Here is an 11799-nt window from a genome sequence, read left to right on the forward strand (position 1 = left end):
CCGATGTTCCGTCAAGCCTTGCTCGTCACCGCCTGCGCAGCCGCGGCGCTGGCGCTGTTCGCCTGCGGCGGCAGCGACGATCCCACGTCGACGCCTGCCGTGTCGTCGCAGGATGCGCTGCAGACCGCCACGCCGATCAAGCACGTCGTCGTGATCTACGGCGAAAACATCTCGTTCGACCATTACTTCGGCACCTACCCGAACGCGACGAACCCGTCGGGCGAACCGGCGTTCACCGCCCAGTCCGGCACGCCGACGATCAACGGGCTGACCGGCACGCTGCTCACCGCGAACCCGAACTTCACGAACACGGCCAACGGCACCGACGCGGCGAACCCGTTTCGCCTCGACCGCACGCAGGCCGCGACCGCCGACCAGAACCACGCGTACACGGCCGAGCAGCAGGCCGAGGACAACGGCCTCGCCGACCTGTTCCCGAAATACACCGGCAAGGGCTCGTCCGGCGGCGCCGGCGCGTTCGGCACGAAGGGCCAGGTGATGGGCTACTTCGACGGCAACACCGTGACGGCACTGTGGAACTATGCGCAGCGCTTCGCGATGAGCGACAACACGTTCACGACGGTCTACGGCCCGTCGACGCCGGGGGCGCTGAACGTCGTGTCGGGCCAGACCAACGGGATGCAGATCGTCAAGACGTCGAAGCAGCCGTCGACGCTCGCCGCGACCTCGTACTACATCAACGACGGCCAGGGCGGCTTCACGATGATCAACGACGTCGACCCGGGCTTCGACGTGTGCTCGAGCACGACCGACCAGGCGATGATGACCGGCAAGAACATCGGCGACCTGCTGAACGGCGCGAAGATCACGTGGGGCGGCTTCATGGGCGGCTTCAACCTGTCGACGACGAACGGCAACGGCACCACGGGCTGCGCGCGCAGCACGGTCGCCACCGCCGTGAACGCCGCGACGGCCGACTACATCCCGCACCACAACTGGTTCCAGTACTACGCGTCGACCGCGAACCCGCAGCACACGCGCCCGAGCTCGGTCGCCGCGATCGGTTCGAGCTTCCAGACCGACGGCAAGACCGCCGAACCGGCGAACCACCAGTACGACACGGACGACTTCTTCGCCGCCGTGAAGGCCGGCAACTTCCCGTCGGTCAGCTACCTGAAGGCGCCGGCGGCGCAGGACGGGCATGCGGGCTATTCGGATCCGCTCGACGAGCAGGCGTTCGTGACGAAGGTGGTCAACTTCCTGCAACAGCAGCCGGACTGGCAGAACACGGCCGTGATCGTCACCTATGACGACTCGGACGGCTGGTACGACCACGTCTACACGGCGCCGACGCACGCATCGTCGGACCCGGTCGACCAGGTCAACGGCAGCGGCAAGTGCGGCACGGGCGGCACCACCGGCGTGAACGGCGCGACCGTGAACGGCCGCTGCGGCCCGGGCGTGCGCATTCCGCTCGTCGTGATCTCGCCGTACGCGAAGCAGAACTACGTCGACCACACGATGCTCGACCAGGCGTCCGTCGTGCGCTTCATCGAGGACAACTGGCTCGGCGGCCAGCGCATCGGCGGCGGCTCGTTCGATGCGACGGCGGGCGACCTGCGCGCGTTGTTCGACTTCACGTCGAAGCCGAACACGACGCCCCTGTACCTCGACCCGACGCTCGGCACCGTATTGAGCTCGGCACCGGCGATCTGACCGGGACGTCGTGACCGCATGGCCGGCGCAGCACGCGCCGGCCGTTTCCATTTCAACGCGTCGCTTCGTGCGACGCCCGTTTTTCGACCGACAGCATGACAGCCCGCCCCGCGTTTCCGTCTCCCGATGCCGCCGGCACACCTACGCCGCGTGCCCCTTCCCGCCTGCTGCGCCGCGCGGCGTTCGTGATCGGCGCCGCCGTGCTCGGCTACGGCGCGTTCGCGATCGCGTTCCCCGCGCAGGTGCCCGCGGCGATCGGCACCGTCGTCGCCGACTGGACGGGCGCGAACCCGCATCCGGTCGTGCTGCAGCGGCCCGCTGCGCAACCGCTGTCGGCGGTCGCGCAGCTCGGCCGCGCGCTGTTCGCCGATCCGTCGCTGTCCGCGTCGGGCAAGCAGTCGTGCGCGTCGTGCCACAGCCCGGATCATGCGTATGGCCCGCCGAATGCGCTCGACGTGCAGCCGGGCGGCCTCGCGATGACGCAGCAGGGCTATCGCCCGCCGCCGTCGCTGATGTACCTGTACCGTCAGCCGAACTTCAGCATCGGCCCCGATGCCGGTGAAAACGACGCCGCGCCGAGCGTCGCGCAGCAGGCTGCATCCGCGGCCGGCGTCGTGAAGGCGCAGAAGGTGGCCGGCACGTCGGCCGCGCCGCAACTCGTGCCGCAGGGCGGGTTGTTCTGGGATGGCCGCGCCGATACGCTGCAGCAACAGGCGTTCGGCCCGCTGCTGAATCCGGTCGAGATGGCGAACGCGAGCGTCGCCGACGTCGCGCGCAAGCTCAAGCAGTCGTCGCACCGCGCGCAGCTCGAGCAACTGTTCGGCCCGCGCGTGTTCGACAGCCCGCAGCTCGCGGTGTCGGAGGCGATGTTCGCGATCGCGCGCTACCAGGTGGAAGATCCGTCGTTCCATCCGTACAACAGCAAGTACGACCGCTGGCTCGAAGGCCGTGCGCGCTTCACGCAGGCCGAACTGCGCGGGCTGCGCCTGTTCAACGATCCGGACAAGGCGAATTGCGCGGGCTGCCATCTGTCGAAACCCGGCAAGGACGGGCTGCCGCCGATGTTGACCGATTACCAGTACGAGGCGCTCGGCGCGCCGCGCAACAAGGAGCTGGCGCAGAACCGCAACCCGGCGTTCTACGATCTCGGCGTGTGCGGGCCGTTCCGCGACGACCTGAAGGACCAGACGCAGTATTGCGGGATGTTCCTGACGCCGACGCTGCGCAATTCGGCAACGCGCCACGTGTTCTTCCACAACGGCGTGTTCCACACGCTCGACCAGGTGATGGCGTTCTACAACGAGCGCAGCATCTCGCCGCAGAAGTTCTATTCGCGCAGCGCGGACGGCAAGGTCGACGAGTACGACGACATCCCGCCGAAATATCGCGCGAACGTGGACGTGACCGATGCGCCGTTCGACCGCAAGCCGGGCGACCAGCCCGCGATGACGGCGCAGGACATCAAGGATATCGAAGCGTTCCTCGGCACGCTGAACGACGAGCCGGTTCGGCATTGAGTGCGGGATGACCGCCGCGCCGCGTCGTGTCGTATCAGCGGCGCGCGCGGATGCAGAGGAACGCCGGGGCCAGCGACAGCTCCGCATGAAGCCGCTCCGATGCGGCCTTCATCTCCGGCAGCGGCTTCGGCTCGACGAACCGGTCGAGCCGCCAGCCGCTGTCGGCCACGGCGTTCAGGATGTCGGCGAGCGGCCGCCGCCACGCTTCGACATAGGGTTTCGGTTCGCCGAAACCCGACCAGTGGAAGCCGAAGCGGGACGTATCGAAATAGGTGCCCTCGCCGCGCGTGCGTTCGTCCATCCAGTCGCGCATCGGATGCGCCATCGAAAACACGAGCGTGGCGCCCGGCCGTGCGACGCGCCGGAATTCGCGCAGCGTCGGCGCAAGGTCGCGCACGTAGTCGAACGCAAGCGAACAGACGATCTTGTCGAACGCTTCGTCGGGCAACCACGTGAGCGGCCCCTCCAGATCGCCCTCCACGACGTCGACCGCGAGGCCCTCGCAGCGCGTTCTCGCCAGCGCGACCATCTCCGGCGTGACGTCGAACGCATGCACAGTCGCGCCCAGGCGTGCGAGGTGTTCGCTGCAGATCCCGGGCCCGCAGCCGGCGTCGAGCACCGTCAGGCCGTCGACGTCGCCGAGCAGCGCCATCGTTGCCGGACGTTCGTAGAGCGCGTTGTGCGCCTTCGTCGGCGCGATGTCGGCGTAGCGTTGCGCGAAGCTCGCGTATGCCTGGCGGCCGGGTGGTTCGTTCGGATCTCTGATGTCGGTCATGCTGCGTCCAGTGTCCATGACAGGCGAGCGATTCTGCCTGACTTTCAGGATGCGTCGCACCCCCATGCCGCTCCGATCAATTGCGCGCCCGGCTTCCGACACGCGAGCCGCCCGCACGACGAACCAGTTTCATCGTTTCAGCCGTGACGTGACGTCACGTCACGTCACGTCACAACGCGCGAAAGGTAGGCGTCCTGCATCGATTCCGTGTGGTTTTCCGGCAGATAACGTCCTGGCATCGCGCGATGCCATTCGTAATTGCCGCGCATGATTCTTTCCATCATTGCCACGTACTGGCCCAGTTGCTCCCGCAGCACGGCATCCAGCCCCATGGTCTCGCACCAGGCAGGCACATCGGATTTCAACGCGATGAAATCCCGGCACAGACGCGCAACCATCCGCTGCGACTCAGCGATGGCCTCGGCCCGGCTCATGCCATGCCCATGTGTGAGTTGAATAACGATGTTGTTGCGCTCGCCTTCGCTCTCCTCGCGCTCCAGCGAGACGACATCGTTCACGATGCAGCACACGGCAAAGCACACGAATGCCATGTCTTCGATATGTCCCGAGCCGAGAAGCGCGGAAGGCAGTTCGATCTCGTTCCCGCGTTCGCCCAGATCGAGAAACATATGGTACGCATAGCTTCTCACCCGCTTCCGCAGATAGACCTGCACGTCCGACTCCCAGGTATCGGCCGCGTACTCTTCGGTTTCCTCCAGCAGGCGCCGAAAATAATCTTCCCAATCCCGCAGGCATCGCGCCCGCCATTCGGACGACATACTTCCCTGCCGCGCCCGTGCCCAGATATCGAGCCAGGCCGACTCGGGGCCCGACTGCGGGACAAACGCATCGGGATTGCGCATCATCTCGATCACCCGCTCCAGCACCGGGCGAACCTGCGCCAGGTTGCCGTTGTTGCGCACGCAGAAGTCATCGAAAACGGCCACCCACATCAGGGTGTCGCAAATGATCCGATTGTCCTCGAACGGGATATTTCCCCACATCCAGGCGATCGCCACGGTCAGGTCCGTCTTCATGAGACTCCGCACGGCGGGTGCGTTGCCGGCCAGCCCTTTCTCCCTCAACCAGGTTTCCTGGGCATCCAGCAGTTCTGCCAGCCGGGGATGCAGGCTGGCTGCAAACGGTACATCGAAGTCGACAATTGGCATCTCCGCTCCCGATCCGTCTCTGCTTTGAAATCGCAATAGCCGCGTCGCCCTGCATTTGCCTGTGTTCACGCGCAACGACCGAAATACCTATTTTGGGTGACATGCTCAGGAAAATTCACTAACGTCCGAACCGACGCTGGCGAGAATGGAAGAAACGCATCGCCTCGTCAAAATCGGACCGTCTGAAATCGGGCCAGCATACCGGCGTGAAATACAGCTCGGAATACGAGCTTTGCCACAGCATGAAGTTAGATAGCCGCTGCTCCCCCGACGTCCGGATGACAAAATCCGGATCCGGCAGGCCGGCCGTATAGAGCCGGCTGGCGACCAGTTCCGGGCCGAGATCGGCCAGCAGGTGGTCCAGCGTACCGGCCGCCGCATATTCCGAGATCAGCGACCGGAATGCGTGCAGCAGTTCAAGACGCCCGCTGTAGGCAATCGCGACGTTCACGTCGATGCCGTCAACGCCAGCGGTGCGCTGCTCGGCCGTGCATATGCGCTCCATCACGGCCGTCGGCAGCCTGGTCAGATCGCCGATAACGCGCAGGCGGTAGAGACCGCCGTCCGTCAGCGCGTCGAGCACCTCGACGATGACGGTCAGAAGCCCGTGCAGTTCATCCGCATCCCGCTTGAGGTTATCCGCGGAGAGCGGCCACAGCGTGACCATCGGAATGCGCGCGTCCCGGCACCAGGACAGCAGCGCGTGGACGTTTTTGCCGCCGGCACGGTAGCCATCGATCGTCGGCAGTTGGCGCCGGCTCGCCCAGCGCCGGTTGCCGTCGAGAATGACCGCAAGGTGGTTGATCGCCGGCGCGGCGAAAGCCGCTCCATCGAGCTTGCCGATTGCCTGTTCGACCGCGACAGGCAGAATTGTCTCTTGACTCATCGAAACTCCTTTTCGACCAGGCAGACATCGGCGACGGAAAACGGGCAGGCAATCAGATTCGGAATTGCTGTTCGCGACATACGGTACGGCGCGGACTTCGGATTTTCAAGACATTTCAATCCCCATTACTTTTCCTTCATGCGTAATTGAAATTGCAATTCAGGAAACTGAATAATGGTTGATATTGCTTTCCCATTCGTTCATTTCACTGGCGTCGGCATGCACGGCGGCCATGCATCAGGCGCGGCGCGATCCGCAGATATGGCTCGCGGTTTTCGAGTACTTTTGCCACCAACTGACGATCTACACGTTTTCCCGCGTCGCAGCTTGGTGGCAGCCCGCTCGCGAGCGGGCTCGGCTCGTGAATACCTGCGGGCTGCCGGGCGGCTCCGTCGGGCCGCCTGTCGCCGGCGCATCGAACAGGCGACCGGCAATGCAAAAAACGGGCTCGCGCTGCTGTCGGCGCGGGTGGTCGCTGCAATGGCCAGCCTGGCGCTGCGCCACGCGTATGGACGGAAAGCGGTGCGGTCGTCCGACTGAATCCCGCGCCGGCGGCGCCGCGCGTACCACGCGCGACCGCATCACCGCCGGCGTTCATTTACGCCCCGTCAGAACAGATACATCCCCGCGACGAACACGACGCCCGAGAACAGCAGCGTCGTCACGCAATACCCCATGATGTCGCGCACGCCGAGCCCGGCGATCGCCAGCGCGGGCAGCGCCCAGAACGGCTGCGCCATGTTGGTCCAGGCCTCGCCGTACGCAATCGCCATCGCGGCCTTGCCGAGATCCGCGCCGAGCGCCTGGGCCGCCGGCATCACGAACGGGCCCTGCACGACCCAGTGACCGCCGCCGGACGGCACCGCGAAATTGATCACGGCCGAGCTCAGGAACGCGAGCAGCGGGAACGTGTGCACGTTCGCGATATCGACGAACCACTTCGTGATCACGCCCGCGAGCCCCGAGTGATCCATCAGCGCCTGGATGCCCGCGTAAAACGGAAACTGAATCATGATCCCCGATGCGCCGCGCGCCGCGCCGGCCACTGCGCGTGCATAGGCCATCGGCGTACGGTGCAGCAGGATGCCGGCTGCGAGGAACGCGAGGTTCACGGTGTCGATGTCGAGCGCGAAGCCCTTCTGCACGAATTTCAGCACGAGGAACGCCGCACACAGCGCCGCGACGAAAACCGACAGCAGGCGGCTTTCCTCCAGCCGTTCCGCAAACGTCGCATCGGGCCCGAGCTGGCGCTCGACGCTCGGCGGTTCGGCCAGCAGCGCCGGATCGACGCTGACGACGTCACCCGGCTTCGGCATCATCATGCGCGCGAGGAACGGCAGCATCACGATCAGGCCGATCGTGATGAACGCGTTGTAGCCGGTGAAGATCGTCTCCGACACGGGAATCAGCCCGATGGTCTTCTCCATCGGATTGCCCTTCGTGGCCGCGACGAGCGGGACCGAGCCCGACAAGCCGCCGTGCCAGCTCAGGAAGCCCATGTAGGCGGACGCAACGAGCAGCCGGTAATCGCTGCCGGCGACACGGCGCGCCACTTCGCGCGCGAGCATCGCGCCGAGCACGAGGCCGAAGCCCCAGTTGATCGCGCACGCGAGCGCGCCGACGAACGCAACGAGCATCACGCCCTGCCCCGGCGTGCGCGCGGTGCTCGCAAGCGCGACGAGCATGCGCTTCACGGGCGGCGAACTCGCGAGTGCGTGACCGGTGACGAGGATCATTACCATTTGCATCGAGAACGCGAGCAGGTTCCAGAAACCCGAACCCCACATCGTCGTGAGCTGCACGGGCGTGTTCGGCGTGAGGCCGAACGCGAGCGCGAACGTGACGATCGTCAGCAGGATCGCGAAAATCAACGGGTCGGGCAACACGCGGTGGACCACCTGCGTGAAGAATTGGGAAATGCGCTGTATCAACTTGAGCTCCTCGTTTCCTGATAGGGACGTCCGCGCGTGTCGTTGTTGGTGGAGGCGCGGAAACGCGCGGATTCTTGCACAGAACCGGCGGACGCGCTCTGGAGCGCGCGGCTGCGATCGCGTGCTGGCGCGGAGGGGGAAACAGGGAGGAAAACGACGACCGGCGGTGCAATCGGCACCGCCGGTGAAAAGACAAATGCGTGTGCGTCAGCGCACGGCAGTCGCAGGCGTGCTCACGGTTGCAACCGGATTCGCCCGCCGCTCGGCCAACCGCTGCGCGAACCGGTACGCAACGAGCGAGCCGGCCACCGCAAGCAGCATCGGCACGAGGCTGTCGTGATCCGCGCGCGTGAATTCGAGCAGCAGCACGACCGCCGTGATCGGCATCTGCATCGACGCGGCGAGAAACGCGGTCGCACCGATCAGTGCGCATCCGCCGATCGACGCGCCCGGCCATACAAGGCTCCACAACCCGCCGAGCACGACGCCGAGCAGCGCACCGTTCGCGAGGCCCGGTGTCAGCAGCCCCCCTTCCGCACCCGCCCGCAGGCTGCCGGCCTCGATCAGCACCTTCAGCACGAGCAGCGCCGCGGCGAGGCCGATCGTCAACGTGCCGTCGAAGCCCAGCGACGCCGGGCCCTTGCCGTTGCCGAGCAATGACGGAAACCCCATCGCGAGCACGCCGATCATCGCGAAGTTGATCAGTGCGAGCACCGGCAACCGCCCGTCTTTCGGCGCGTTCGCCCGGGCACGTGTGGTGAGCCGCACGAAGCCGTAAGCGGCAAGGCCGAACAGCGGACCGCAGACGATCGACCACGCCACCAGCGGCGTGCTCAGCACGAACGGCGGCACCGTGTACTGGTGCTCGTTGCCGAGGCCGATCCACGCAACGGCCGCGGCGATCGCCGACGTCGCGACCGCCACGACCAGCGCACGCAGTTCGAACGTGCCGAGCAGCACTTCGAGCACGAAGATCGCCCCGCCGAGCGGCACGTTATAGACGGCCGCGAGCCCCGCACCGGCACCGCACGCGACCATCAGCCGGCAGTCGTCGGGCGTGAGCCCCGCCGCGTGCGCAAGCCGCCCGGCAAGCAGCGAACCGATCTCGCGCGGCGCGACTTCGCGGCCGAGCGGCGAGCCGAGCGCGACGGTGACGATCTGCAGCAGCGCGTGAACCGTCGTGCTGACGACCGGCATCCGCGGATCGGCTGCACGTACTGCGCGGCGAATGCTGACGAGCGGCCGGCCATACCGGTACAACGCCCACCAGCCGCCGCCGGCGACGATCCCGCAGACGACCAGCACCGCGAGGCGGCGCAGCGGATCGGCGCCGGTCACGCCGGTGAGGAAGCTCTCGGGGCCGATCACGTGCGCGACGCTGTAGCCGTACGCGACGTGCTGGATCGCATGCAGCAGCAGTGCGAGCAGCATGCCGCCGAGGCCCGCGCCGACGCCGGTCAGGATCGCGACGACGGCCACGCGCGCGAACGGGCTGGCGGCCGGCGAGGAGGATGCGGGGGCGGATGGGAGATCGGGGCGCATGGGATCGGCGAATGGAATCGAAAAGACGGCGCGCAACACGCGCGCCGCCGTCAGGACCGCATCGTAGGCCGGCGCCCATCATGAGACAAACGTATTTTTTGAATCGACTGATGCATTTCGTGAATGCCTGGCGTCGGACGGGGCCGAAATCGCCCGCCGTTCACCTGAATCCGGATACATGACGCGCTCAGGTTCGCGCCGCAGGATCGCTTTCCCCTGGCGGATCGACAGCGTGGCCTTGGCCTGTCGCCGCACCGCTTCGTCGTCGCTGTCCGCATCAAGCACGACGAGATTCGCCGGACGCGCCGATCAACGGCCGTACCGCACGCCGCGCATGTTGCAACGACGCGACGGGCGCGCCTCGATGAACGGCTGCCACCCGCGTGCGACCACGCAAAAACCGCCGGCGTCACGCGCGCGCGGCACATCGTGTCAGTTTTGTGAAGGACTCTTGCGGGATCCGGAAAGGTGCGCTCGCCGCCCCGGTGGCCTTGCGCGCGCGATGCGCCCCTACACTTGCGCCGAACTTTCGTTCCCAGTCCCACACGCAGGAGCCCTGACTTGAAAAAAACCCTCATCGCCGGCGCATGCACCGCCGCCCTGTTCGCCCCGCTCGCTCACGCACAGAGTTCGGTCACGCTGTACGGCCTGATCGACGCCGGCATCGTCTACACCAACAACGCCAACGGCGCGTCGCTGTGGCGCCTGAACAGCGGCACCGTCAACGGCAGCCGCGTCGGGTTTCGCGGCACCGAGGATCTCGGCGGCGGCCTGAAGGCGCTGTTCGTGCTCGAGAACGGCTTCAACGTGAACAACGGCGGGCTCGGGCAGGACGGCAAACTGTTCGGCCGCCACGCGTACGTCGGCCTGAGCCAGAGCGGCTTCGGCACGCTGACGCTCGGCCGCCAGTACGACACGATGGTCGACTTCGTCGCGCCGCTGTCGTCCACGGCCGGCGATTTCGGCGACGCGAGCTTCGCGCATCCGTTCGACAACGACAACCTGAACCACTCGCTGCGCATCAACAACGCGGTCAAGTACACGAGCGAGACCTATGCGGGCTTCAAGGTCGGCGCGATGGTCGCGTTCTCGAACGCGACCAACTTCGGCGCGAACCGCGCGTACAGCGTCGCGGCGAGCTACACGAACGGCCCGTTGAAGCTGGCCGGCGCGTACCTGCAGATGAACGGCACGAAGGGCTCGACGAGCGCGAGCCCCGGCGCGACCGATGCGGCCGAAGCGAAGAGCCTGAACCAGGGCGGCTGGTCGATCGGCTCGGACCGCATGCGTTCGTACGGCGGCGGCATCAGCTACGGGTTCGGTCCGGCCACTGTCGGCTTCGTCTATACGCGCTCGCAGTACGACAACACGGGCTCGTTCGGCTCGACCGGCCAGGTCGCGTTCAACAACTACGACGTGAACGTGCGCTATGCGGTGACGCCGGCCGTCAGCCTCGGCGCGGCCTACGTGTACACGGACGCCAGCGTGTCGAACCCCGACAGCAAGCACGGCACCGATCCGAAGTGGCACCAGGTCGACCTGCAGGCCGTCTACAAGCTGTCGCGCCGCACGGACGTCTATGCGGAAGCGATGTATCAGCACGCAGCGGGCCGCGGCTACCAGGCGTTCATCAACGGCTCGGGCGGCGCATCGAGCACGGCGAACCAGATCGTCGGCACGATCGGCATGCGCACGCGCTTCTGACCGGCGCGTTGCGTCGTCGCCCGGCGGCCAGGAACCTGCGTTCGCACGCGGGTTCGCCGGCCGCGGGCGGCCTCCATCAATGTTGTGCCATCTGGAAGGCAGCCTGCCTGGAATCGGGGTTTTTAAGCGCGCGGGCGCTCCGTAGACTGCCTGCAAAGGTCGGGGGGCACGCATCGCGCGTCGAACCGGCCGCCCACCCCGTACCCAGGAGAACCTCGTGAAATCGCTCGTCGTTACCGCCGCCGCTGCCGTCCTGCTCGTTGCACCGGCCCTGTCTTTCGCCCAGTCGGCCCAGTCGCCCGTCACGCGCGCGCAAGTGCTGCAGGAGCTGATCGATCTCGAGTCGGTCGGCTACAACCCGGCGCGCGGCGAGATCAACAACTATCCGGACGACATCATGGCGGCGCAGGAACGACTCCACGAAAAGCGTCTCGCGGAACAGAAGGCAGCGCAGGCCGCCTACGGCCACGCCGGCGCACCTGCGACGGAATCGGGCGTGGCTACCAAGCCCGCGCTGTAACGGCATGACGAAGCGCCGCGCCCGCGTGAACGATGTCGTGCGGGCGCGGCTCGGTTGCGTTCGCTCGATTGGCTTGAA

General features: G+C 66.5%; 9 protein-coding genes and 2 pseudogenes. 5 read left to right on the forward strand and 6 right to left on the reverse strand.

The genetic code is table 11. The annotated features are described in order from the left end of the window. Nucleotides 1-3: 3 nt before the first annotated feature. Nucleotides 4-1677, forward strand: coding sequence for a phospholipase C (locus tag LGM56_RS05730; protein ID WP_226203427.1), 1674 nt, complete (start codon nt 4-6; stop codon nt 1675-1677). A 95-nt stretch (nt 1678-1772) separates the two neighbouring features. Beyond that, nucleotides 1773-3194, forward strand: coding sequence for a cytochrome-c peroxidase (locus tag LGM56_RS05735; protein ID WP_089497019.1), 1422 nt, complete (start codon nt 1773-1775; stop codon nt 3192-3194). Nucleotides 3195-3228: 34 nt separating this feature from the next. Here LGM56_RS05735 and LGM56_RS05740 read toward each other — a convergent pair whose 3' ends face one another. The 3 genes from LGM56_RS05740 to uppS form a co-directional block, all read right to left on the reverse strand. After that, nucleotides 3229-3969, reverse strand: a complete 741-nt coding sequence (locus tag LGM56_RS05740) for a class I SAM-dependent methyltransferase (RefSeq protein WP_226203428.1) — start codon at nt 3967-3969, stop codon at nt 3229-3231. 164 nt (nt 3970-4133) lie between these two features. Next, nucleotides 4134-5138, reverse strand: coding sequence for a terpene synthase family protein (locus LGM56_RS05745; protein ID WP_226203430.1), 1005 nt, complete (start codon nt 5136-5138; stop codon nt 4134-4136). Between the two features lie 118 nt (nt 5139-5256). Beyond that, nucleotides 5257-6024 carry a polyprenyl diphosphate synthase gene (uppS, locus tag LGM56_RS05750; RefSeq protein WP_226203432.1) on the reverse strand — a complete coding sequence of 256 codons (768 nt, stop codon included), beginning with the start codon at nt 6022-6024 and terminating at the stop codon, nt 5257-5259. 184 nt (nt 6025-6208) lie between these two features. Here uppS and LGM56_RS05755 point away from each other — a divergent pair. After that, nucleotides 6209-6564: pseudogene (locus tag LGM56_RS05755) on the forward strand (hypothetical protein); the annotation flags it as partial. Between the two features lie 68 nt (nt 6565-6632). On the opposite strand, the gene LGM56_RS05760 reads toward LGM56_RS05755, so the two are convergent. From LGM56_RS05760 to LGM56_RS05770, 3 genes and pseudogenes are all read right to left on the reverse strand, one after another. After that, nucleotides 6633-7955, reverse strand: coding sequence for a TIGR00366 family protein (locus LGM56_RS05760; protein ID WP_039367294.1), 1323 nt, complete (start codon nt 7953-7955; stop codon nt 6633-6635). 207 nt (nt 7956-8162) lie between these two features. Beyond that, a complete protein-coding gene (locus LGM56_RS05765; RefSeq protein WP_226203434.1) occupies nt 8163-9497 on the reverse strand; it encodes a chloride channel protein in 1335 nt (444 codons plus the stop codon). A gap of 168 nt (nt 9498-9665) precedes the next feature. Next, nucleotides 9666-9800 (reverse strand): annotated as a pseudogene (locus tag LGM56_RS05770) (cytosine deaminase); the annotation flags it as partial. Nucleotides 9801-10058: 258 nt separating this feature from the next. Here LGM56_RS05770 and LGM56_RS05775 point away from each other — a divergent pair. Together LGM56_RS05775 and LGM56_RS05780 are read left to right on the forward strand one after the other, a co-directional pair. After that, nucleotides 10059-11201: a porin gene (locus LGM56_RS05775; RefSeq protein WP_226203436.1), complete on the forward strand. Its 1143-nt coding sequence runs from the start codon at nt 10059-10061 to the stop codon at nt 11199-11201. A gap of 217 nt (nt 11202-11418) precedes the next feature. Beyond that, nucleotides 11419-11721, forward strand: a complete 303-nt coding sequence (locus LGM56_RS05780) for a DUF4148 domain-containing protein (RefSeq protein ID WP_089497030.1) — start codon at nt 11419-11421, stop codon at nt 11719-11721. Nucleotides 11722-11799 lie beyond the last annotated feature (78 nt).

The sequence above is a fragment of the Burkholderia sp. AU38729 genome (assembly GCF_020419725.1).
Classification (GTDB): Bacteria; Pseudomonadota; Gammaproteobacteria; order Burkholderiales; family Burkholderiaceae; genus Burkholderia.